Source organism: Thermosulfurimonas marina, from assembly GCF_012317585.1.
GTDB classification, from domain to species: domain Bacteria; phylum Desulfobacterota; class Thermodesulfobacteria; order Thermodesulfobacteriales; family Thermodesulfobacteriaceae; genus Thermosulfurimonas_A; species Thermosulfurimonas_A marina.
On record NZ_CP042909.1, the window covers coordinates 572,182 to 595,013 of the forward strand.

Annotated in this window: 24 protein-coding genes, 5 tRNA genes and 1 pseudogene; 9 read left to right on the forward strand and 21 right to left on the reverse strand. The window is 56.7% G+C overall.

The window, feature by feature from the left end:
• Positions 1–35: 35 nt before the first annotated feature.
• From rplL to sat, 19 genes are all read right to left on the reverse strand, one after another.
• On the reverse strand, positions 36–425 hold the full coding sequence (gene rplL / locus FVE67_RS03000; RefSeq protein ID WP_168719186.1) for a 50S ribosomal protein L7/L12: 390 nt from the start codon (positions 423–425) through the stop codon (positions 36–38).
• 31 nt (positions 426–456) lie between these two features.
• Positions 457–990: a 50S ribosomal protein L10 gene (rplJ, locus tag FVE67_RS03005; protein WP_168719187.1), complete on the reverse strand. Its 534-nt coding sequence runs from the start codon at positions 988–990 to the stop codon at positions 457–459.
• Positions 991–1,128: 138 nt separating this feature from the next.
• Positions 1,129–1,848, reverse strand: a complete 720-nt coding sequence (rplA, locus tag FVE67_RS03010; RefSeq protein ID WP_168719188.1) for a 50S ribosomal protein L1 — start codon at positions 1,846–1,848, stop codon at positions 1,129–1,131.
• Positions 1,849–1,859: 11 nt separating this feature from the next.
• The gene (rplK, locus tag FVE67_RS03015; RefSeq protein WP_168719189.1) at positions 1,860–2,285 is read right to left on the reverse strand and encodes a 50S ribosomal protein L11; all 426 of its coding nucleotides are present in this window, start codon (positions 2,283–2,285) and stop codon (positions 1,860–1,862) included.
• 14 nt (positions 2,286–2,299) lie between these two features.
• Positions 2,300–2,821, reverse strand: a complete 522-nt coding sequence (gene nusG / locus FVE67_RS03020) for a transcription termination/antitermination protein NusG (RefSeq protein WP_246167917.1) — start codon at positions 2,819–2,821, stop codon at positions 2,300–2,302.
• A gap of 1 nt (position 2,822) precedes the next feature.
• Complete coding sequence (gene secE / locus FVE67_RS03025) at positions 2,823–3,041, reverse strand: preprotein translocase subunit SecE (protein ID WP_168719190.1); 219 nt, start codon at positions 3,039–3,041, stop codon at positions 2,823–2,825.
• Between the two features lie 74 nt (positions 3,042–3,115).
• Positions 3,116–3,192: transfer RNA gene (locus FVE67_RS03030), tRNA-Trp, on the reverse strand.
• Between the two features lie 14 nt (positions 3,193–3,206).
• The gene (gene rpmG, locus FVE67_RS03035; RefSeq protein ID WP_168719191.1) at positions 3,207–3,380 is read right to left on the reverse strand and encodes a 50S ribosomal protein L33; all 174 of its coding nucleotides are present in this window, start codon (positions 3,378–3,380) and stop codon (positions 3,207–3,209) included.
• A gap of 13 nt (positions 3,381–3,393) precedes the next feature.
• Positions 3,394–4,593 (reverse strand): elongation factor Tu, encoded by a 1,200-nt coding sequence (tuf, locus tag FVE67_RS03040; protein ID WP_168719102.1) that lies wholly within the window; start codon positions 4,591–4,593, stop codon positions 3,394–3,396.
• A 30-nt stretch (positions 4,594–4,623) separates the two neighbouring features.
• Positions 4,624–4,699 (reverse strand) — tRNA-Thr (locus tag FVE67_RS03045).
• A gap of 16 nt (positions 4,700–4,715) precedes the next feature.
• Positions 4,716–4,788, reverse strand: a tRNA-Gly gene (locus FVE67_RS03050).
• A 16-nt stretch (positions 4,789–4,804) separates the two neighbouring features.
• Positions 4,805–4,889 (reverse strand) — tRNA-Tyr (locus FVE67_RS03055).
• Between the two features lie 78 nt (positions 4,890–4,967).
• Complete coding sequence (gene qmoC / locus FVE67_RS03060) at positions 4,968–6,236, reverse strand: quinone-interacting membrane-bound oxidoreductase complex subunit QmoC (protein WP_168719192.1); 1,269 nt, start codon at positions 6,234–6,236, stop codon at positions 4,968–4,970.
• An 11-nt stretch (positions 6,237–6,247) separates the two neighbouring features.
• The gene (locus tag FVE67_RS03065; RefSeq protein WP_168719193.1) at positions 6,248–8,443 is read right to left on the reverse strand and encodes a hydrogenase iron-sulfur subunit; all 2,196 of its coding nucleotides are present in this window, start codon (positions 8,441–8,443) and stop codon (positions 6,248–6,250) included.
• A 4-nt stretch (positions 8,444–8,447) separates the two neighbouring features.
• On the reverse strand, positions 8,448–9,689 hold the full coding sequence (locus tag FVE67_RS03070) for a CoB--CoM heterodisulfide reductase iron-sulfur subunit A family protein (protein WP_168719194.1): 1,242 nt from the start codon (positions 9,687–9,689) through the stop codon (positions 8,448–8,450).
• A 117-nt stretch (positions 9,690–9,806) separates the two neighbouring features.
• On the reverse strand, positions 9,807–11,807 hold the full coding sequence (gene aprA, locus FVE67_RS03075) for an adenylyl-sulfate reductase subunit alpha (RefSeq protein WP_168719195.1): 2,001 nt from the start codon (positions 11,805–11,807) through the stop codon (positions 9,807–9,809).
• A 46-nt stretch (positions 11,808–11,853) separates the two neighbouring features.
• Positions 11,854–12,318: an adenylyl-sulfate reductase subunit beta gene (gene aprB, locus FVE67_RS03080; protein ID WP_168719196.1), complete on the reverse strand. Its 465-nt coding sequence runs from the start codon at positions 12,316–12,318 to the stop codon at positions 11,854–11,856.
• Between the two features lie 161 nt (positions 12,319–12,479).
• Positions 12,480–12,839, reverse strand: coding sequence for a DUF6955 family protein (locus FVE67_RS03085; protein ID WP_168719197.1), 360 nt, complete (start codon positions 12,837–12,839; stop codon positions 12,480–12,482).
• Between the two features lie 30 nt (positions 12,840–12,869).
• Entirely contained in the window at positions 12,870–14,228 is a 1,359-nt protein-coding gene (sat, locus tag FVE67_RS03090) for a sulfate adenylyltransferase (RefSeq protein ID WP_168719198.1), read from the reverse strand.
• 155 nt (positions 14,229–14,383) lie between these two features.
• On the opposite strand from sat, the gene mobA reads away from it, so the two are divergent.
• The 6 genes from mobA (at position 14,384) to FVE67_RS03115 (ending at position 19,225) form a co-directional block, all read left to right on the forward strand.
• A complete protein-coding gene (gene mobA / locus FVE67_RS03095; protein WP_168719199.1) occupies positions 14,384–15,031 on the forward strand; it encodes a molybdenum cofactor guanylyltransferase in 648 nt (215 codons plus the stop codon).
• A complete protein-coding gene (locus FVE67_RS03100) occupies positions 14,941–16,134 on the forward strand; it encodes a response regulator (protein ID WP_168719200.1) in 1,194 nt (397 codons plus the stop codon). The genes mobA and FVE67_RS03100 overlap by 91 nt, the downstream gene beginning before the upstream one ends.
• Complete coding sequence (locus FVE67_RS09585; RefSeq protein WP_425505371.1) at positions 16,121–16,624, forward strand: GAF domain-containing protein; 504 nt, start codon at positions 16,121–16,123, stop codon at positions 16,622–16,624. The genes FVE67_RS03100 and FVE67_RS09585 overlap by 14 nt, the downstream gene beginning before the upstream one ends.
• Before the next feature lie 107 nt (positions 16,625–16,731).
• Positions 16,732–16,911, forward strand: coding sequence for a histidine kinase dimerization/phospho-acceptor domain-containing protein (locus tag FVE67_RS09540; protein ID WP_210534643.1), 180 nt, complete (start codon positions 16,732–16,734; stop codon positions 16,909–16,911).
• 51 nt (positions 16,912–16,962) lie between these two features.
• The gene (locus FVE67_RS03110) at positions 16,963–17,988 is read left to right on the forward strand and encodes an IS630 family transposase (RefSeq protein ID WP_168719201.1); all 1,026 of its coding nucleotides are present in this window, start codon (positions 16,963–16,965) and stop codon (positions 17,986–17,988) included.
• 13 nt (positions 17,989–18,001) lie between these two features.
• Positions 18,002–19,225 (forward strand): sensor histidine kinase, encoded by a 1,224-nt coding sequence (locus tag FVE67_RS03115; RefSeq protein ID WP_168719202.1) that lies wholly within the window; start codon positions 18,002–18,004, stop codon positions 19,223–19,225.
• On the opposite strand, the gene hypD is transcribed toward FVE67_RS03115, so the two are convergent.
• Both hypD and FVE67_RS03125 read right to left on the reverse strand, forming a co-directional pair.
• A complete protein-coding gene (hypD, locus tag FVE67_RS03120) occupies positions 19,169–20,194 on the reverse strand; it encodes a hydrogenase formation protein HypD (RefSeq protein WP_168719203.1) in 1,026 nt (341 codons plus the stop codon). The genes FVE67_RS03115 and hypD overlap by 57 nt on opposite strands.
• Positions 20,194–20,973, reverse strand: coding sequence for a DUF72 domain-containing protein (locus FVE67_RS03125; protein ID WP_168719204.1), 780 nt, complete (start codon positions 20,971–20,973; stop codon positions 20,194–20,196). The genes hypD and FVE67_RS03125 overlap by 1 nt, the downstream gene beginning before the upstream one ends.
• A 66-nt stretch (positions 20,974–21,039) precedes the next feature.
• Between FVE67_RS03125 and rpsT the strand changes: the two genes are divergently transcribed.
• From rpsT to FVE67_RS03140, 3 genes and pseudogenes are all read left to right on the forward strand, one after another.
• The gene (gene rpsT, locus FVE67_RS03130; RefSeq protein ID WP_168719205.1) at positions 21,040–21,324 is read left to right on the forward strand and encodes a 30S ribosomal protein S20; all 285 of its coding nucleotides are present in this window, start codon (positions 21,040–21,042) and stop codon (positions 21,322–21,324) included.
• 6 nt (positions 21,325–21,330) lie between these two features.
• A tRNA-Ala gene (locus tag FVE67_RS03135) sits at positions 21,331–21,406 on the forward strand.
• 158 nt (positions 21,407–21,564) lie between these two features.
• A pseudogene (locus FVE67_RS03140) lies at positions 21,565–22,800 on the forward strand (IS1634 family transposase); the annotation flags it as partial.
• Between the last annotated feature and the right edge of the window lie 32 nt (positions 22,801–22,832).

A 22,832-nucleotide genomic window follows, 5' to 3' on the forward strand; every position in this document is an offset into this window, starting at 1 on the left:
GCCCTCTTTTTGAGCCCTGGTTTCAAAGGGATATTTTACTTGATTTCTACCTTGGCGCCAACCGCCTCGAGCTTCTTCTTGATCTCCTCGGCCTCCTCTTTGGAGACTCCCTCCTTTATGGGTTTAGGAGCGCTTTCCACCAGCTCCTTGGCCTCCTTGAGGCCCAAACCGGTAATGGCCCGGACCTCCTTGATGACCTGGATCTTCTGGCCACCGGCGTCCGCCAGGATCACATCAAACTCCGTCTTTTCCTCCGCCGGAGCCGCCTCCGCCCCCGGAGCTACCCCGGGAGCCGCCGCCACCGCAGCCACCGGAGCCGCGGCACTCACCCCGAACTTCTCCTCGAGCTCCTTGATGAACTCCGAAAGCTCAAGCACACTCATGTTGGCAATGAACTCGATCACCTCTTCCTTGGTTACCGCCATGATCCTTGCCTCCTTCCAGGATTTTTAAGGTTTACTGGCCACCTTCGGCCCGTTTTTTCTCTTCAATAGCCTTGAGCACATAAAGGAAAGAGCGTAAAACATTGGCCAGGAGCTGCACCAGGCGCGCCGGAGGGGCCTGGAGCAGACCCAAGAGCTGGGCCAGAAGCACTTCCCGCGGCGGAAGCTTGGCCAGGGCCTCAATCCCCTTGGCCTCCACCGGTTTGCCCTGAAGGGCCGCCCCGCGCAAAATGAGGGCTTCGTGCTCCTTGGCAAACTCCGTAAGTACCTTGGCCAGGGCCACCGGATCCTTATAGGCGAGGGCTATCCCGGTAGGGCCCTCAATGAACTGCTGCAAAGGCTCCGCCGGAGTGCCGGAAGAGGCGATCCGCAGGAGAGTATTCTTGACCACCCGATACTCTCCTCCGGCCTCCCGCACCTTCTTGCGCAGCTCGTTGCTCTCGTTGGCCGTAAGGCCCTTGAAAGAAGTCACAAATACTGCCTGGGCCTCTTCAAACTTTTCCCGCAAACTCTTTACCAGAGCTTCCTTTTGGGCTCGCGTAAGCACGCTTCCCTCCTTGAAATAAGCAATTTGACGAAGGCCTCCCTTCGCCTCCGCAGGCCGGCCTGCGCCGTTTAAAGCCCTTTAGGGCTACCTGCTCTCTCCGACTCAGGGCCGCCCCCAAAGGGGAGGGGTCCTGAGACTTTACTCCGCCTGGTACTCTTTCACCAGGTTGCGCACATCCGCCGGCTCCACCTTGATGCCCGGCCCCATAGTGGTGGAAATGGTCACACTCTTTATATACTGGCCTTTGGCCGCCGAGGGTTTGGCCCGCAAAAGGGCCTCAAAAAAGGCCGCCAGATTCTCCAAAATCTTCTGCGGCCCGAAGGAGACCTTACCCACCGGGGCATGCACCACCCCGGCCCGGTCTACCTTGAAGTCCACCTTTCCGGCCTTGATCTCCTTTACCGCCCGGGCCACATCAAAGGTCACCGTCCCGGTCTTGGCACTGGGCATAAGCCCCCGCGGCCCCAGGATCTTTCCGATCCGCCCCACCAGAGGCATCATATCCGGAGTGGCTACCGCCTTGTCAAACTCGAGCCAGCCCTCCTGGATCTTCTGGATGAGGTCCTCCGCCCCTACATAGTCCGCCCCCGCGGCCTCCGCCTCTTTGGCCTTGTCTCCCTTGGCAAAAACCACCACCCGCGCGGTCTTTCCCGTGCCGTGGGGAAGGACTACCGAGCCCCGCACCATCTGGTCCGCATGCCGGGGATCCACCCCCAGCACCACCGCCACATCCACCGTCTCGTCAAAGTTGGCGTAGGCGTTCTCCAGGGCGAGCTTCACCGCTTCTTCGAAGGTATAGCGCTTGGTGCGATCGATCTTGGAAAGCGCCTCCCGATACTTCTTGCCTCTTTTAGCCATAGCGCCTCACCTCAGTCCACAATCTCGATCCCCATGCTCTTGGCCGTCCCCTGGATCATGCGCATGGCGGCCTCAAGATCTAAAGTATTAAGATCCTTCATCTTCGTGCGGGCGATCTCTTCCACCTGCTTGCGGGTGACCCGCCCTACAATTTCCTTTTTGGGATTATGGGCCCCCTTTTCCACCCCTGCGGCCTTTTTGAGAAGGACCGAAGCCGGTGGAGTCTTGAGCTCGAAGGTAAAGGAACGGTCGGCATAGACCGTAATGACCGCCGGAATAACCAGGCCTTCCTGCCCTTTGGTCTTGGCATTGAAGGCCTTACAGAACTCCATGATATTTACCCCGTACTGTCCTAAAGCCGGCCCTACCGGCGGTGCCGGAGAAGCCTGACCGGCTGGAAGCTGGAGCTTAATGATCCCGATTACCTTCTTGGCCATCGCACCTCACCCCTTTAGATCTTCTGCACGTGGGCAAATTCAATTTCTACCGGGGTCTCTCGCCCAAAAATACTCACCAGCACCCGGACCTTGCCCTTGTCGGGTTTCACCTCGTCCACCACTCCGTGAAAGTTGGCAAAAGGCCCCTCGGTAATCCGCACCCGATCCCCGGGCATAAACTGATACCGGGGCTTGGGCTTGATCTCCTCTACCGCAATCTGCTCCAAGAGCTTCCGGGCCTCCTCTTCCGTAAGAGGCCGGGGCTTGCCATCGCCCATTATCCCTACCACACCTTCCACGTTTCGCAAGAGCTCGAAGGCCCCCTCTCCGTCCTGAAGCTTCACCAGAATATAGCCGGAATAAAAGCGCCTGGAGACGTGTTTTTCCGGACTGAAGACCACCTCGATGATCTTCTCCGGAGGCACCACCACCTGCTCCAGGACCTCCGCCAGCCCCTCTTCCGCAAACCGGGCCTTTAAGGCCTCGGCCACCTCCCGCTCCCTTCCGGCCCACACGTAAACTACATACCAGCTCATCTCAATACACCAGCCACTGCACAATCTTGGAAAGGATTAGATCCACCAGTCCCAAATAAAAGGCCACGAAGAGCGTAAAGGAAAGGACCGCGGCCGTAGTCGCCAGGGTCTGCCTCCGGCTGGCCCAGGTGATCTTCTTGAATTCCACCCGCACTTCCTTGAGGAACTGCACGGCCTGAGCCAGCTTCCCCCTCTCCCGCAACTCTTTAAGCGAAGCCACCTTTCCCTCAGCCGGCTTTGCCACTTTCCTTTTCGCCCCCGCCGCCTTGGCCATCTCCCTCTCCTATAAAAAAATGGCAGGCCAGGGAGGATTCGAACCCCCAACCCCCGGATTTGGAGTCCGGTGCTCTACCAGTTCGAGCTACTGGCCTGCCTTATATTAATTTTACTTCCCCTTGACCTCCCTGTGGAGGGTGTGTTTCCGGTCCCAGGGACAATACTTCCGGAGCTCCAGACGATCCGGAGTGTTACGCCGATTCTTGGTAGTGGTGTAATTGCGCCGCTTACACTCCGTACACTGAAGATGAATAATCACCCGCGCCTCGCCCTTCTTGGCCATCTCTCCTCACCCCTTATTCCAGGATCTTGGTCACCACACCGGCTCCTACCGTCCGGCCTCCCTCCCGTATCGCAAACCTCAATCCCTCCTCCATGGCCACCGGCTTGATCAACTCCACCTCCAACTCCACATTGTCCCCAGGCATCACCATCTCCACCCCCTCCGGTAACTTCACCACCCCCGTCACATCCGTCGTCCGAAAATAAAACTGCGGCCTATACCCATTGAAAAACGGCGTGTGCCTCCCCCCCTCCTCCTTCTTCAATACATATACCTCCGCCTTGAACTTCCTGTGCGGCGTTATGCTCCCAGGCTTCGCCAACACCTGCCCCCTCTCTACCTCATCCTTGCCTATACCCCTCAACAACACCCCAATGTTGTCCCCAGGTAACGCCTCATCCAAGATCTTCCGAAACATCTCCACGCTGGTGGCCACCGTCTTTACCGTCGGCCTCAAACCCACAATCTCTACCTCATCCCCAGGCCTCAACACCCCCCTCTCTACCTTCCCCGTCACCACCGTCCCTCGCCCACTTATCGAAAAAACATCCTCTATCGGCATCAAAAACGGCTTGTCTACCTCCCTCACCGGCTCCGGTATGTACTCATCCACCGCCCTCATCAACTCCCATATCGGACCACACCACTGACAATCCTCCTTCCCACACCCACACTCCAACGCCTTCAACGCACTCCCCCTAATCACCGGCGTGTTGTCCCCATCATACCCATACTTCGAAAGCAACTCCCTCACCTCTAACTCCACCAAGTCCAATAACTCCTCATCGTCCACCATGTCCACCTTGTTCATAAACACCACAATCGCCGGCACGTTCACCTGCCGCGCCAACAATATGTGCTCCCGGGTCTGCGGCATCGGCCCATCCGTGGCCGCCACCACCAATATCGCCCCGTCCATCTGCGCCGCCCCCGTAATCATGTTCTTGATGTAGTCCGCATGACCCGGACAGTCTACATGCGCATAATGCCTCTTCTCCGTCTCATACTCCACATGCGCCAGCTGAATCGTGATCCCCCTCTGCCTCTCCTCCGGCGCCTTGTCTATGTTCTCAAACGGAATATACTCCGCCAAACCCTTCGTGGATAACACCTTGGTAATCGCACTCGTCAACGTCGACTTCCCATGGTCAATATGCCCTATCGTCCCTACATTCAAATGCGGCTTCTTCCGCTCAAACTTCGGCTTCGACATCTCCTACCTCCTCTTTTTGATCAAACCTTATGGAGCCCACGACCGGATTCGAACCGGTGACCTCTTCCTTACCAAGGAAGTGCTCTACCTCCTGAGCTACGTGGGCTCCTTCATCTTTTTAGAGCGGGAGACGGGACTCGAACCCGCAACCCTCAGCTTGGAAGGCTGATGCTCTACCACTTGAGCTACTCCCGCTCCTTAAATTCTAAAATGGTGGAGGGGGGAGGATTCGAACCTCCGAAGGCTGAGCCATCGGGTTTACAGCCCGACCCCTTTGACCGCTCGGGAACCCCTCCAACTCCATCAAAAAAGCAGGCCTGAGTCCCTCAGACCTGCTTTGGAATTATAACCAAGGCTTGAGGCGTGTCAAGAATTTAGGCCTGGGCCTCCTCAGAGGACCCTTCGCCCTCCCCGGAAGAAGCCTCTTCCGCAGCCTCGGTGGAGGCCGGAGCGCTTGCGGCCTCCAGAGCGGCCATCCTGGCCCGCACATCCCGGCTGTATAGATCAAAGACATAGGCCGTAGTGCGGTAAACCAGGTGGGCAAACTTGGAATAGGGCACACTCAAAAAGAGCATAAAGACCGAGGCCAGATGCAGGGCGTACATTCCAGGATAGATGGTGCTTCCGGCAATCCGCAGAAGCTCCGTGAGCACCCCGGTCAATCCTACCGCCAGGATAAGATAGATGAGGAACCAATCCTGATAGCTGCTGGCCAGTTTACCCTCCGCTGCAGCGCGGCTGCGATTCACGATGACACTGATCACTCCGTAGAGGAGAAGAATAGCCCCGATGTTGGCCAAGATCTTAATGGGGTTATAGAGGGGCCACGGGGTGTGGAATCCGAAGACATCCGCAGCGATGAAGACCACGGCAGTGACAAAGGCCAAAATAATGAAAGACCAAAGGAGCATCCGGTGGCCGTTGAAACGCCAGCGATTGGCCCCGCACTCCAGAAAGCGGCTATGTGCCAGGATCTCGCGAAGGGCCGCCCCCAGATAAGTGGTCACCAAGGCCCAAAAACCCAGACGATACGCCGCCGGTATCCCGGCATTTTCCACCAGTCCGTTCCACATGCGGTTGATCCCGATGGCCACCATGAGGACTACAAAGGCGGCAAGGGGCAAGAAAACCGCGTCCACCGCCACCACCCTAGGGCTTAACTTAAGGAAGAGGATGTGCACTTCTTCGGCACTCATGTGCGGCAGATAAGGTAGCGTGGGAAATCCCGGAACACCTCCAGCAAAGATGGAAAGGGAAAGCCAGACCGTGATCAGGGACAAAGCTATGAGGATGGGAAGCCCCCAGGGTTTGTTGTAAAAGGTCCACAAGAACTTGAATTCGGTAAGCTCCCGGACCGCCATGTTCCGCAAGGCCCCCAACACGTCCCCCGGCCGGGCCCCCCGGGGACAATAAAGGGTGCAGTCCCCGCACTGATGACAGAGCCAGAGGGCCGGGTCCGAAAGGAGCTTTTCCTTGAATCCCCACTGCCCAAGGAGCATCTGTTTCCGCGGAAAGGGCACCTCCTCCGTGGCCAGAGGACAGACCGAGGTACAGGTGGCACACTGATAGCACTTCTTGACCGTATCCCCTCCGGCGGCCTGGATCTCCTTTACCGTCTGGACATCGGGCTCTATACGGGCCATATCTTACCTCCTTACCATCCCTTAAAGGGACTTTCTCCGTATTCCTGGAGGAACTCTACAAATTTACCCATGATCTGCGGGAGTTTTTCCACCTCATCGATGGCCACAATCTCCATCGTGACCCGCTCGGTCTCCAGGGCCAGCTGCTGCAGGGTCTCGGCCACGTTTTCCATCCGCCGGTTGGCCAGCTCACTTCCTTTGATGAAATGGCACTGATAATTCTCCCCGAACTTGCAACCCAGAAGGAGCACCCCGTCAAAACCTTTGCTCATGGCGTCCTTCACGAAGGAGACGTTCACCGCTCCCAGACAGCGCACCGGGATCACCCGGAAGGCCACCGGAAGATTGATCCGCCGATAGGCCGCCATGTCCAGCGCGGGATAGGCGTCATTTTCGCAGACCAGGGCCAGCACCCGGTAGAGCCCATAGTCCGGCTCCGGCATCTCGCAGGCCTTGATCATCTGGGTGACCATGTCAATGCTGTAGTCCTTGAAATTGATGATCCGCTGCGGACAGGCCCCGAAGCAGGTCCCACACCGACGGCACCGCGTGGGATTGGGCATGGGGGTCCCATCCTCGGTCTCGTCCAGGGCCCCGAAGGGGCACTCCTCCGTACACCGCTTACACTGGGTGCACATCTTGAGGTCCCATTCGGGATAGGCAAAGTCCCAGGTCCGGGGATGCACGGCATGGCCCATCTCGATGGCCTTGAGACACTGCAGGGCCTTAAGGGCCGCCCCGGTAGCATCCTCCATGGCCTGAAAGATGGTCATGGGCTGATGCACCGCCCCTGCGGCATAAATACCGGTACGCCGGGTCTCATAAGGGAAACAGATGTAATTAGAGTCCGCAAAACCATAAAAGAGTTCCAACTCCGGAAAGCCTGCCCCCTGGCGGTACTCGAGGGGAATGATGGGATCTTCGGCCGTAGCCGGGACCATACCCGTGGCCAGAACCACCATGTCCACAGGAATCTCCATCTCCTCCCCGAAAAGGGTCTGATCCACCTTGACCACTAGCTTCCCATCCTCTTCGGCAATCCCTTGGATCTCTCCCTTGGTAAGAAAGATCCCGGGGTCATCCTGCATATTCCGATAGAAGTTCTCGTAGATCCCCACCGTACGCATGTCTTTATAAATAATGTAGGCCTTGGCCTCGGGATCGAGCTCCCGCACATACTTGGCCTGCTTGAGAGAGACCAGACAGCAGACCGAGGAGCAGTAAGGGAGGTGATTCTCGTCCCGCTGTCCGGCACACTGGACAAAAAGGACGCTTTTGACCGGGGAGCCGTCCTTTTTCTTGATCTCCCCCTTGGCGGCCATTTCCTCGAATTCCACATTGGTGACCACATTGGCCAACTTTCCGTAGCCCAATTCCTCAAGCTTGGAGGCGTCGTAGGGCTTCCAGCCCGCAGCCACCACAATGGCTCCCACCTTGACCTCTTCCTCGCTTCCACCCTTTTTGATGGTCACCGTAAAGAGCCCCGGAGCCCCCTTGATGCTGGTCACCTGAGCCCCGGTATATACGGTGATCTTTTCATTCCCCTGCACCTCGGAGATGAGCCTTCCCACAATGGGCTCGGTGATCCCGTCGAAGGGAGGCTCGGCCTTGACCTGGGCCTTCATTTTGGCCGCAAAGCCCCCGAGTTCCTTCTCCTTCTCCACCAGGATGGCCGGATGCCCCGCCTTGGCCACCTCAAGGGCCGCGGTCATTCCGGCCACTCCGCCCCCGATCACCAGCACGGTCTTAGAAATCTCCTCTTCCGGTTTATACGGTTCAGGGAATTTATAAGCCTGGAGCTTGGCCACCCCCATACGCACATAATCCTTAGCCAGGGACATGAGTTCATCCTTGAAGGTAACCCCCTCGGCCACCTCCTTGGTGTCGTCCACGGATTCCTCCCCCTCCCCGGGCACCGGGAAGCGGCTCCAGACCACCCCCTCCCGGAGGTTTACCCGCTCTACCGCCACCTTGCCGAAGTCAAAGACCTCCCAGTTTACCCGTGGAGAACAGGCACAGATGGCCACCGCCTCCAGGCCCTCGTTCTTAATGGCCTCATTGATGGCCTGAACCCCTTCCTTGCTACAGAGGAATTCCCGGGAGGCGACGAACTGGGCCCCCTGGTCCTGGGCCGCCGCCTCCAGTTCCGAGATCTCCAGCCTCTCCCCAATATTACAAGAGGTGCAGATGAAGGCTCCTATCTTCATGGAATTACCCCCTTACAATGGTCTGAATGGCCTTAAGGGCCGCGGCCGTAGCCGTCTCATTCGAGGTCATCACATCCAAGGGAAGCCGCGCACACCCGCAGGCGTACATCCCCTCCGAGACCCGCACAAATCCGTTTTCGTCCACCGAGACCCCGGGTACCGCCCCCTCGGCCAGGGAAGGCTGCATACCCACCGCCAGCACCACCATATTTACCCGCTGCTGGACCTTCTTTCCGGAAAGCGTATCCTCGGCGGTCACAATCAGATCCTTGGTCTCCGGATCCTCCTCGATCTTGGCCACCTTGCCCTTGATGAAGTTGATCCGGGCCTCTTCCTGGGCCCGCCGGAGGAACTTCTCATAACGACCCGGGGTCCGGATATCAATGTAAAAGATATAACTTTCGGTCTCCGGATTCTGCTCGGCCAGATAGAGACTCTGCTTAAGGGAAGCCAGGCAGCAAATATAGGAACAGTAAGGAAGATGGTTCTCATCTCGGGAGCCCGCACACTGGACAAAGGCCACCGTCTTGGGTTCGGTCTGGTCCGAGGGCCGGAGGATCTTGCCTCCGGTAGGTCCGGTGGGCGAAGCCAAGCGCTCCATCTGCATATTGGTAATCACATTGGCAAACCGCCCCCAGCCCAGGTTGTCGAGCTTGGAAGCATCATAAGGCTTCCAGCCCGTGGCCCAGATAATGGCCCCCACCTCCAATTCCACCGTCTGGGGCTGCATATCCGGCTCGATGGCGTTGTACTTGCAGGCCGCCATAATCCGGTCCAGATCCCCTTCGGCCAGGGCCGACTTGTCCAGCACATAGCGGGCCGGAAAGGCCATGGGATGGGGAAGATAGATGGCCTTGGTCTTGGAGAGCCCGAAATCGAAATCGTTTACCCGCTCCCCCTGGCAGACCTTTTCACATTCCCCACAGGCCGTGCAATTTTCGTTCACATACCGGGGGGCGATCTCCACCTTTACCTTGTAATTTCCCGGCCCCCCGGAGATCTCCTTCACCGTGGCCATGGTGTAAACGGTGATGCGGGGGTTGGTCTTGATACGCCGATAGTTCATCTCCAGACCGCAGGTGGGAGGACAGAGCTTGGGGAAATAGTAGCGCAACTGAAGGACCCGGCCTCCCAAAGTGGGCTCCTTCTCCACCAGATAGACATCGTATTCCATCTCGGCCGCTTCCACGGCCGCCGTAATGCCACTTATCCCTCCTCCTACCACCAAAATCTTATCCTGAGCCATAACCGCCTCCTCCAGGTTTTGATAAACCCTTGGCTTGGACGAAGGGCCCTTCCAACCCCTCGTCCAAGCCAAGGAAAAAAGAGGGGGGCCTTCCGGCCCCCCTCACAGACTACAACCTTACGGTCCCAGCGGATCCGGGATGATCTGGATGTAGGGGAACTTCTCCATCTTCCACTCGCCGGTCTCCGGATCCACGCTGGAGAGGGTGAAGCAGCGCCAGCTGGCATCGTCGAGATTGGGGAAGTCGGTCCGGTAGTAGTAACCGGGATAACGGGTCTCCTCACGGAAGAGGATGTGCCGCAGGTGGGCCTCCGCGGTCCATACCCGGTGGATGTTCTCCCAGGCCCGCATGAGCTCGTGCAGATCCCGGGCCGCAGCCTTCTGCATGTCCTCCTTGAGCATAGTGAGCAACTCCAGTCCGGTCTCGAGCATGATCTTGTTGGTCTGATAGTAGGTGGAGGTCCCGGCCACATACTCGTCCATGAGTTTCATGAGCCGGTTCTGGATCTGCCGCGGCAGGAGGTAGTTGGGGTTGATCTCGTAGACCGTGGTGGCGTTCTTGAACTCCTGGAAGCGGTACCAGGGAGCATAGATCTCCTTCTTATACTCCTCGGGGCTGCGCCTCGGGGTGGGCTTAAAGTCCTTGTGGTCCAGACAGAACTTCACCATGGCCTTGGCCGCAATCCGGCCCTCCACGTGCGAACCGGAGGAGAACTTGTGTCCGCAGGCCCCCACCGTGTCTCCGGCGCAGAACATGCCCTTTACGGTGGTCATGCGGTTGTAACGGCCGATCTCATCCCAGGGTTTCTTGTATTCCTCGGGTACCCAGTCCTCGTCCGGACCGCAGCACCAGGCCCCGGCACAACCGGCGTGCGAACCCAGGAAGTAGGGCTCGGTGGGCATGATCTCCGAAGGCTTCTTCTCCGGCTCGATGTTCAGGCAGGCCCAGAGTCCAGCCTGGGTCACACACATGTCCAGGAAGTCTTCCCAGGCCTCGGCCTCGAGCTTCTTGAACTCCTTCTTGTCCATGGTCTTCATGGCCTCCTGCAGGGCCCACTCGGTGTGCATGAAAATAGGCCCCCGGCCCTCTTTCATCTCGATGAGCATGGCGTGGTTCCGCAAACAGGTTCCCACCACCGAGGCCTCGCTGTAGGGCTTGAACTTCTCGAGCTCACCCTTGTGCTTGGCGATATAGTCCTCATCGAAGGCGTTGGTGGCCCGGGCCTTGAAGAGGAGGAACCAGGCCCCCACCGGACCATAACCATCCTTGAAGCGGGCGGGAACGAAACGGTTCTCCATAAGGACCAACTTGCCACCGCTCATGAGGACCATGGCGTAACCGGAGCCAGGGTTCCAGACCGGATACCAGGTCCGGCCCATACCCTCACCCTGAGAGCGGGGACGGAAGATGTTCACCGCTCCCCCAGTGGCGATTAAGGTGGCGTTGGCCTTAATGACATAGACCTTATTTTCCCGCACGGAAAAGCCCACCCCACCGCAGCAGCGGTTGGGCTCGTTGGCGTCCATAAGCGGCCGCACAATAAAGACCCGCTCCAGGATCTTTCCGTTTTCGCCCATCTGGTCCATGGCGTTCTTGGCCGCCTCGGCCACAATCACCTTGTAGGACTCACCGTTGATCATGATCTGCCAGCGTCCGGAACGCACCGGCTTGGCCCCACCCTTTAAGGTCAGCCCCTTGGCCTTGGCCTCGGCCCCGTCCAGGGTCTTGCCGTCTTCGGTCTTCTTCCAGATGGGAAGACCCCACTCCTCAAAGCAGTGCACGGTGTCGTCTACGTGACGGCCCACATCGAAGGAAAGGTCCTCCCGGATGATCCCCATGAGGTCGCAACGAACCATGCGCACGTAGTCGTCCGGGGTGTTTTCGCCGATGTAGGTGTTGATGGCCGAAAGACCCATGGCCACAGCCCCGGAACGCTCGAGGGCCGCCTTGTCGCAGAGCACAATCTTGAGACCGGCCTGCTTAGCCCAACGCACGGCCTCTACCGCCGCCCCACAGGCGGCCATACCCCCACCGACAATAAGAATGTCGGTCTCCATCTCCACGATTTCCGGTTCGGCACACTCCAAGCCCGGATTGTAAGCCCAAATCCTACCCATATTACCCCTCCTTTTTCTTAATTTTGGAAAAAGTTATCAATTCTGCTTACCCCGCAAACTTGATGGCCACCGGATTCTGCGGCACGGCCGGGGTTACCCCGTCGGCCATCTCGGTAAAGAGCCGGTTGTCTCCCAGAGCGCTCAGGTCCGGATCCGGCTTGCCCACCGTGGGATCAGCCGAACCTTCGGGCGTGGTCCGGATGGGGAACTTGAAGCGCTTGACCACCCCATTGCGGAACTTGATGGTCCACATGATGTCCGTGGTGCCCCGCATGGGCTGACAGGAGGCCCCCAGCGGCGAGAAGTCCGCATAGTGCCGTACAGAAATGGCCCCCTGCGGACAGCTCTTCACACAGCTATAGCACTCCCAGCACTGATCCGGCTCCTGGTTGTAGGCCTTCATGTTCTCGGTGTCCAGGATCATGAGGTCGTTGGGGCAGATGTACATGCAAACCGTCCGGTCACCACCCTTACATCCGTCACACTTTTCAGGATTTACATAGCTCGGCATACTCCCTACCTCCTTTGCGTATTTTTAGCCTCCCCTCTTCGGGGCTATTTCCTCCTTTATCTTATTCGCCCATGAAGATCAAACAGGATTTAGGCAAATCTACCTTCCTAAAACCCAGTCTTTCTATTTTCCTCTTTTCTAGCATCCCCAATCGCACCCTTTTATTCGGTTTCAATGTCCGGGGGAGGAAGGTATTCAGACTCCTTGGCCGCCATCTCCTTGATCTCGTCGATCTTGGCCAGCACTCCCTCCACCACCTCCGGACCCAGAGACTTCTTTTCTACCACCTGATTGAAAAGTTCGCGCATGAAGGCCACCGGCACATCGGTAATGGCTCCCCGGGAGTCGATACGCGCAGTCTCAAACTCTTTGAGGATCCGGTCCTTAAGCTCTTCATTTACCTCCACCTCCAGGAGCCGCAGCTCCCCTCCGAACATATATTTGATGTGTTCCTCCAGACCGGTTCCCCGCAGTTTGCTCATCCGCATATCGTCCAAAAGTACCACCATAAAGTAGGCCATTTTTTCTCCCTCCTTCCAAATTTTTGCGGTTTAGAGGTCCTCCAGATCGACCTCGAGCTCCTTCTCTTTATTGATCACATACTTTTCGTTGCAGAAGGGATACCCGAACTTCTTCCACCACTTGACCACCACTTTATAGACTTCGGGACGCATAATGATCGCCGGAGGCTGCACCCCCTCGGCCACCATGCCCCGCAGGAAGCTTCCCGAAAGCTTCTCCCGTTTGTGGCCGCAGGTCTCCGAGTAGGCCATCTCCTTACAGGTGGGGCAGTAGGAGAACTCGCGCATGTTCTGCGGCCGAATGAGAAGCCCGTAGGGCACATCCGTGGGCGGGGCGGGAAAGCCAAAGCTGGGAATACCCTTGGTCCAGAGGATCTGAGTGGCAAACTTATCGTAGTACTCACCCACAGCCGCGTGGTCACGCCCGAACATGTGGTGGGTGCACCCCATGTTCTGACGAATGATTCCGTGAAGCAGAGACTCCAAGGGGTTCCCGTAGCGCATATCCCAGAGAACGATGCTCACCAGGTGCCGCTCCGGCTTGATATAACCATACTTGTTGACCGCCTCATGGGCCTCCACAATGGCCTCGTCCGGATAGTCCCCCCGGCGCTTCACCCCGATCACGGCGTTGACCAAAATGCCGTGGCAGGGCTCCACATCCCCGGTAAAGGCCGCACATTTCATCAGAAACTCGTGGCCTACGTGGGGCACGTTCCGGGTCTGGTGGTTAATGACCGTACGCCAGCCGCGCTTCTCAAACTCCTCCCGGCTCTTGCGCGGCGGGAACCAGAACCGATCAAAAGGCGGCTTAAGCTTGGGCGGATTGATAATGGTGTACTTTCCGGCAAGGACCCAGGGCTGGTGACTGCGATAGATCACCCATCCCGGGTGCTTTTTGTCAAACTTTTCCCGCACCACCTCGGGATTGGCCTCCGGATCCCCAAAGGTCTTGTAGGCCAGCTCCTCGGGATCGATCTCGTAGATCTCCTCGATGTCCAGAATGGCAAAAGGCTTCCCCTTCAGAGTCAATCCCAACCGATCCCCAACTTCTACTCCCAGCTTGTTGAGGTCGTCCTTGCTAATGTCGAAGACCAGGGGATAGGGAAAGATCCACTCGTTGAGAAGCCGGCGCTCCTTGAGGACCCGCTCCACCTCGGCCTGCTTCATGGAGCCTTCGACCGGGCTAAAGAATCCGTAGCAGATGGACATAATCTCCCGGTACACGTTGCGCACCGGCACCCCGGTCTCGTAATGGAGGGTGGGCTTGATCTCGTAAGTGGCGTTACAACTCTTCCAGAGCTTGCGGGCTACCCTTTTGTCCTCAATAACCCTTTCTACCAGACGCCCACCGTGCGGCAAAGGCCGTTCGATCAAAAGACGCGACATCACACACCTCCTTCTCCAAGACTTTTAATAGAATTTAATAGAATCTATAGCCCCTCTACAGGACATGAGAAGTTATAGAACAGGGCGCCCTTTCCTGTCAAGTCCGGAAAAAAAGGTCTTATGACAATTTTTTAGAAATAGGTTAAAAATTTTGCATGCGCAGAAACTTGATTGGACTTATTCTGGCAGGAGGACAAGCCCGACGTTTCGGAGGAAAAAAGGCCTTGGCCCATCTTGAAGGAAGGCCCCTGGCCCTCTGGGTAAAAGAGGCCTTAGAGCCCTTCTGTGAGGAAATCTGGCTTTCCTTGAGAGAACCGGACCAGCCTGAAGCCCTTCTTGGTCCCCATTTTAAGAGGATTTTCTTTGACCCTCTGCCCGGAGCGGGCCCTCTGGCCGGACTCCTTGCGGCCCTAAAGGGGCTTTCTCCGGAGGCGGCCCTGCTGGTGGCCCCCTGCGATCAGCCCCTGATTCAGCCGACCCTCCTCCAAGGACTTCGGGCCACCTTCGAAAAAGACCCTGCTCCGGCGGTGGTCTTCCTGGGAACTAAGGGCTACGAGCCCTTTCCCGGGATTTATTGCGGGGACTTAGTGAAGGATCTTGAAAATTATCTTGAGGCCGGAGGGCGTTCGGTGCGAAAGTGGCTCTCCGGGCTCTCTCCCGAAAAATTGCTTGGAATCCCTCCGGAAAAATGGTATGCTTGGGATCCGGAAGGATGGAGTTTCTTAAACATAAACTACCAGGAGGATCTGAAACGGATAGAAGCACTGCTTCGGGAAAAAAGGCCCCCCTTATCCTCTGCGTAGATGACGATATCACCATTTTAGAGCTCCTGGGGGATTATCTTGAAGCCCTGGGCTACCGGGTCCTTCGAGCCGGAAACGGACGCGAAGGGCTGGAGTTGGCCCGGAAGCATCTTCCGGATCTCATCCTGCTGGATGTAATGATGCCCGAGATGTCGGGTTTTGAGGTCTGTCGGGAACTGAAACGGGATCCGGAGACCACAGATATTCCGGTAGTCATGGTCACCGCCCTGGGCGAGGTGGAAGACCGGGTCCGGGCGCTGGAGGCCGGGGCCGACGACTTCCTTACCAAACCGGTGGCCCTCCCGGAGCTCAAGGCCCGGGTAAAGTCCCTCCTTGAGGTTAAGGCCTACCGGGACCACCTCAAACAACACAAGGCCGCCCTAGAAAGAGAAGTAGACCGCAAGACCCGGGAACTCCAGCGGGCCTTCGAGGCCCTGCGGGAGGCCCACCGCCGCATCAAGGAGCTTTCGCTAGAGGTCATTGTGCGGCTTTCTCGGGCCGCGGAATATCGCGACGAGCATACCGGAGAGCACATCTTGCGGATAGCCCATTATTCGGCCATGATCGCCCGCAAATTGGGGCTCAACGAAGAGGCGGTGGAAAGCATCCTCTATGCCGCTCCCCTTCACGATATCGGAAAGATCGGTATCCCGGACCAGATCCTCCTCAAGCCCGGCCCCCTCACCCCGGAAGAATGGGAGATCATGAAAAAGCATACCAAGATCGGGGCCGAGATCCTCAAGGGGACCCGAAGCGGTTTTGTAAGGGTGGGCGAGGTGGTGGCCCTCTATCATCACGAAAGGTGGGACGGCACCGGCTATCCCCAAGGCCTCAAGGGCCCCGAGATCCCCCTTGCGGCGAGGATTGTAGCGGTAGCCGATGTCTTTGATGCCGTAACCAGTGACCGTCCTTACCGCAAGGCCATGAGCAACGAGGAAGCCTTTCGCATCATCGAGGAAGGTGCCGGTAGCCATTTTGACCCCCGGGTGGCCCGGGTCTTTCTCAAAAGCCGAGAAGAAATCCTCTTAATTCAGGAAAGGTTCCAGGATCGGGAACCCCCGAAACTCTATCAGCTGGTAAAAAGCCTCCGTGACCAAAGGTAGACCCTCTTGGGCCTCCCAAATAGGCGAAATCTTGGGAGAGTTGTTTCAGCGCTTAGAGGCCTCTCCGGGGATCTTCTATAACCATCTCTGCGAGAGGATACGCCAGCTCTTTGAGGCCGATTTGGTATGGTTTGGGACAGTGGATGCCCAGGGAGAGGTGAAGCCCCGGGCCTTTTCCGGAAAAGAGGCCGGCTACCTCAGGGGTTTACAGATTAATATTCGGGATCCCCTCCTCTCCCAAGGCCCTACCGGCCAGGCCCTTCTCAAGAAAAATATAATGACCGAAAGTGACATCCTCCGGTCCCCTCGGTTTGCTCCCTGGCGCCAGAAGGCCTTGGCTTACGGATTTCGTTCCACGACCTGTCTTCCCCTATTTTTCGGGAAGAACCCTGCGGGACCCTCAACCTTTATTCTACTCGCCCCAAACATTTTTCCTCCCGGACCCTCCGTCAACTCACCCCCTATCTTCAGGTCCTGGGCTGTGCCGTAAAAACCTTCGAAGCCTTACAGAAAAAGCGGCTGGCCCTGGAAAAACTCCAAAGAAAGTGCCTGCGTCTTGAAGAGTGTCTGTATCTCCGGGAAAGCCGCATACGTTACTTGGAAGAGTTTCATCAACGCTGGCTAGCTGTTTTGGCCCATGAATTGCGCACTCCCCTTGCTACTATAGCTGGTTTTACCGAATTTCTCTTAGAAGAACTCCCCGGACCCCTGAATTCTCGACAGCGAGAAAAGCTCCTCCACATCCAGAAGGCTCGGGACAGCTCCTGGAAATATTAAGAGGTGCAGAAAATGTATGACATGAAAGAATTTTTGTGGTAGTCTTCCCCTATGAAAGACGCTCGCTATTTATCCCCAAAAGCTCAAGAAGCCATAAGACTTAGAGCCGTCCGAGCTGTCCTCAATGGCCAGTCTCAAACCCAGGTGGCTCAAACTTTTGGTGTGGCCAGAGGGACCATTTCAAGATGGCTCAAAATCTATCGGGAAAAAGGCGAAGAAGCCCTTTTGGCCAAACCTCGCGGACGACCTAAGGGAGGAAAGCTTAAGGGTTGGCAGGCGGCGCTGATTTGCAATCTCATAAGGGACAGATGTCCAGACCAGATGAAGCTTCCCTTTGCTCTTTGGACTAGAGAGGCTGTGGGGCAGCTCATAGAGAGGAAGTTTGGGATCAAGCTATCGGTATGGACGGTAGGGCGGTATTTGAGGCGGTGGGGCTTTACGCCGCAGAAGCCTTTGAAGCGGGCCTATGAGCAGAATCCTAAGGAAGTAAAGGCGTGGCTTGAGGAGGAATATCCACGGATCAAGCAGAAGGCCCGAGAGGAAGGAGCGGAGATTTACTGGGGAGACGAGACAGGGATCAGGTCTGACCATCAGGCAGGAAGGAGTTGGGCCCCTAAGGGGGAAACACCGGTGGTGGAAGTAAGCGGCAAGCGATTTCAGTTCAACATGATATCGGCCATAAGCAACCGAGGGAAGATGAAATTCATGATTTTTGGGGAGCGGTTTAATGCGGAGATATTTATCGAATTTTTACGAAGACTCATAAGATCCAACGAAAAAAGAAAGATATTTCTGATAGTTGACAATCATAGGGTACATCATGCGAAGAAGGTGTCAAAGTGGGTGAGTAGACATAAAGAAGAGATAGAGATTTTCTTTTTACCGAAATACAGTCCGGAGCTGAATCCGGATGAATATCTGAATCAAGACGTGAAGACAAACGCAGTGGGAAGGAGGAGGTCCCGGACGAAAGAAGAATTGATGGGCAACGTGAGGAGCTATTTGATGAGCACGCAAAGGCAGCCAGAGATAGTGAAGAGTTACTTCCGTGCTCCGGCAGTCAGATATGCCATGTAATGTCACACATTAATTGCTCGGATTAATAATAGAAGAACTGCGCAAGACCGCTTCTTATACCAGAGAAAAATTCCTGGAGAGTCCTTTTTCCTTCAAAGCCTTGCTAGAAAGCCTCCTGGCCCGCTTTCGTTCCCGTATCCAGGAAAAAGGGCTCAAGGTGGTGGTAGAAGCCCCCGAGAATCTGGAGGGGCGGGGAGATCCGGTCCGTCTCAAAGAAGCCTTCCATCAACTTCTTTCCAACGCGGTAAAATTTTCCCCTCCCGGAGGAAATATTTATCTCCAGGTACAACCCCTTGAGGATCTCCGAGGCCGGAAATGGATCTCGGTAGAGGTCCGGGAAGAAGGACCGGGAATCCCTCCAGAACTAACCTTTCGGATCTTCGAGCCCTTTTTCCAGGGGAAAAGCCTTTACACCGCTAAACCCCAAGGGCTGGGGCTGGGCCTTCCCTTAGCCCGAGATCTCATTGAAGCCCACGGAGGGGCCCTTCTCTCCTTACCCTCCACTAAAGGGGCCCGCCTGGTGGTCTTCCTCTCGGAAACTCTTCTTCAAAGAAGGCCTGCTCCAGAAATTCTTGTTTCCGAAAACCGGCCAGAAGTGGCCTGGCGAGTGGCTTTTCTTTTCGCCACCGAAGGGCTACGCCCCATAGTAATCCCGGGGCTGGCCCTCCTTTACCAACATCTCCACCAAGATCCTTACGAAAAGCTCCTCGCCCTAGATCCTTGGGAAGCCGGTCCTGCCGCCTCAACCTTTCTCAGAAAAGTCTCCTCTTTGAGACTTCCTGTACTCTTTTATCGGGCCAGCTCTGAAGGCCGGATTTCTCTAGCCCTGGGAGCCAACTTTCTTTCCCTAGCCCCTCTTTCTTTTCCGGGGGTAAGAAGGCTCCTCCAGAGCTATTTAGAGCTTCTCGAGATGCGGCCGTCCAGCATTTTTCTTGCCAGAAGACCCCATCTTCTAAGAAAAGCCCGGCGTCTGGTCAAAGCCTTGGGGATAGAGCCTCTCGAAAGCCCTCTCGAGGCCGAGACCTTGGGGATAGACCTGGGGCTTCCTGCAGAAGAATGGCTAACTCTTCTTCCCCTTCTCCCGCCTGCCAAACCCCTTTTTGCCCATCTGGATCAGAAGGGGCTGCTTCCTCTCGAGCCTTTCCAGGAAATCCCTCCAGAGGTCTTTCTGCGAGAGATCTCAAGGATTCTCGCTTTCCGCGAACCGGAAGTAGGCCGCACAGGCCCCCTCACTTGAAACCATACAGGGACCATAGGGGGTTTCTGGAGTGCAACGTTTGCCGAAAAGGGGGCATTCCGGAGGACGCTTTTGTCCCCGTAGGATCTTTCCACAGGCACAACCCGGGGGCTCGGGAAGGGGTTTAGGTTCCAGGGAAAAGGTCTTTTCTGCGGAAAATTCCTCAAAATCCGGGGCCAGGGCTAGTTTGCTTCCGGGGATAAGGCCTAGACCCCGCCAGCGACCATCCACCGGCCGAAAGACCTCTTTAAGGAGGCGTTTTCCCCAGGGATTGCCCTCCGGCGTCACCACCCGCCGATACTGGATCTCTATGGTCGGCCGGCCGGATCGAGCCAACTCCAGAAGCCGAGCCAGGCCTTCCAGCATGTCCCGGGGCTCGAAGCCCGTAATAACCCCGGGGAGACCGAACTCCTCCGCGATGAAAGTATAGGGACGGGAGCCAATGACTGCGCTTACATGTCCGGGAAGAAGTAGCCCGTCGAGAGCCAATTCCGGATCGGAAAGGAGGGCCCGCAAAGGCGGGGGCATGATCCTCAAGGCCGAAAAGAAAAAGAAGTTCCTAAGCCTCCGCTTGCGGGCCTCCAGTAGGGCCACTGCATGAGCCGGAGCCGTGGTTTCGAAGCCCACTCCGGCCAGAACGATCTTCTTTTCGGGCTCGGAGGCCGCAAGGTGTACGGCTTCCATAGGAGAATAGATCAGGCGCACTCCACCGCCTTGGGCCCGGACTTCTCGCAGAGAGCCCTTGCTCCCTGGCACTTTGAGAAGATCTCCAAAGGCGCAGACCACCACCCCGGGTTTGCGGGCCACCTCTACCAGAAAATCCACCTCTTCGGGAGGCATGACACACACCGGACATCCCGGACCAGAAACCAATTCGACTTCCGGAGGGAGAAGCTTCCGGAGCCCAAAACGGAAAAAATTAACCGTGTGGGTTCCACAGACCTCCATAAAACGATAGACCCGTGCCATCAGTCAAGCGGCCTCCTAGCGAGTTCCGCCCAGGCCTCCTCCGGAAGCGGCCGCACGGGAAGGCCCAACAGGGCCTTAAGCCGTAGGGCATTTTCCGGGGCCCAGCCCAGGGCATCGTTATCAAAATAAACATACACCCGTTGAACCGGAAAGGCGCGAATCCTTTCGGCCCAGGCCTTAAGTTCTTCGGGAGTGTAACAGGATCGATAAAGACGCCGAGAGCCGTGGAGACGGATATAGGTCCAGTCGGCGGTCAGGGCCAGAAGCAGGGAGGGATAACGACCGGCGGTGTCTGAAAGGCAAAGGGCCACCCCGTGGCGCCGCAATCTCTTCAAGAAGTCCTCCTGATGAAAACTGGCATGCCGGATCTCCAAAGCCACCGGGAGATCCCGGGGAAGAGCCGCCAAAAAGGCCTCAAGCACCTCCGGCTGATAGGAAAGTGATGGGGGAAGCTGAAAAAGAATAGGGCCCAGCTTGGGCCGCAAGGGGGCCAAGGTCTCGTAAAACCGCTCAAGGGCCTCCTCCACCCCCCGCAGCCTTTTCACGTGGGTGAGGTAACGGTGGGCCTTAACCGCAAAAAGAAAATCGTCCGGGGTTTCAGACACCCAACGGGCTAAGGTCTGAGGTTTGAGGGTGCCGTAAAAGGTGGCGTTTACTTCCACGGTATCAAAATATTGTGCGTAATAGCTCAGCCAGCGCCGGGGGAGAAGATCTCGGGGATAGAAGACCCCCCGCCAGTGCCGGTAATTCCAACCGGAAGTCCCGATACGGATCTCCATATTGACACCTTCCCCAAAGGAAATTATAGATTTTATGCACCAAGAAACCAGAAGGAGGGATTAGTCTTGCCGCTGCACAAATCCGCTGCCAAGGCTTTACGTCAGAGCGAAAAGAGGCGCCTGCGTAACAAGGCTATTAAGACCAGGGTAAAGACGGCCACCAAGAAGTTTTTGCGGGTTTTGGAGGAAGGAGACCTGGCCCGGGCTGAAGAGGCCTTTCGGGAGGCCCAGAGCATTATTCAGCGGGCGGCCTCTAAAGGGACCCTTCACTGGCGTACGGCCGCCCGTAAGATTTCGCGTTTGGCGGCCAAGCTCAATGCGCGCCGGGCCGCTCTTTCCGGTCAGGCTTAATCTGGTGGGGATGTAGCTCAGTTGGGAGAGCGCCAGAATCGCAATCTGGAGGTCGGGGGTTCGAATCCCCCCATCTCCACCAATCCTCTGTAAGTTTTCCCCAAGGATTTCTTGAAATCCTCTACCCTCTTTGAGGAAAGCCTTCGATGCAAGGACCTCCTTAGGCCCATTCTAAGGAGAGGCAAACTCGAGGAAAGCGGATAAGCGCAAAGGGAAAGCTTGGTGGGCCGCCCAGGACTCGAACCTGGAACCTATGGATGGAAGGAGACAGTCTATCGGCCGGAGTTTGAAAGGCTTAAGCTACACCATTTCTACCGGGCTCTTGATTTTCTGGCCGATCATAAGGAGGAAATAGAGGAGAAGCTTTTTGAGAGGATAAGGGATCTATTTCATTTGGAGCTTGATTTGGTGTTTTGGGACACGGCGAGCGTGTATTTTGAGGGGAGAGGGGCGGAGGGGTTTTGCGAGTATGGATTTTCGAAGGATCATCGTCCGGACAGGGTGCAGGTGATATTGGGGTTTCTTATGACGCGGGAGGGGATACCGATAGCCCACGAGGTATTTCCGGGGGCTACGGCGGACGTAGAGACCTTTCGGGTGGTGCTAAAAGACTTACAGAATCGGTTCAGGATAAGGCGGGTCATTCTTGTGGCGGACCGGGGGATGGTGAGTCGGGAGGTGTTAAAGGAGATAGAGGCTATGGGGCTTGAGTACTTGGTGGGGGTGAGGATGCGGAGGCTCAGGGCCATGAAGGAAGTGCTGGGCAGAGGGGGGCGTTTTCGGGAGGTGAAGGGTAACCTTAAGGTGAAGGAAGTCTGGCATGAGGGGAGGCGTTATCTGATTTGTTTCAATCCGGAGGAGGCGGAGAGGGAGAGGCTTTCCCGTGAGGAGATGGTAGGGAAGCTTGAGGAGAAGCTCAAGGCCGGGGGTCTTAAGGGGCTTATAGGGAACCGGGGTTATCGTCGGTATTTGAAGGTGGAGGGGAGTTCGGCGGTTGTTGATCGGGAGGTTTTGGAGGAGGAGGCTAGATATGATGGGAAGTATGTGCTTGAGACGAATGCGGGGTTAAGTGTGGAGGAGGCGGCTTTGGCGTATAGGGGACTTTGGCAGGTAGAGAGGGCCTTTCGGGAGATGAAAAGCGGTCTGGATCTTAGGCCGGTGTATCACTGGACGGAGAAGCGGATTCGGGGGCACATCATGGTATGTTTTTTGGCCTTTGTGCTGGAGGTGGTGCTGATGAGGAGGCTGAGGGAGGTTGGCTACGAGGGAAGTTATCAGGAGGTGATGACGGATCTTGAGCGGCTTAAGGCGGTGGAGGTTACGGTGGATGGGAGGAATTACTTGGTGAGGACGGAACTTGAGGGGAAGGCCTATGAGGTATTCAAGGCGGTGGGGATAAGGGTACCAGGGAGGGTTCTTGAGGTGGGAGGAGAGGATGTTGTGGAACGCGGGGGTAGTATGCCCGGAAACCGTTGATACAAGCGAATTTTTTTGCCCGGGGTGTCAAA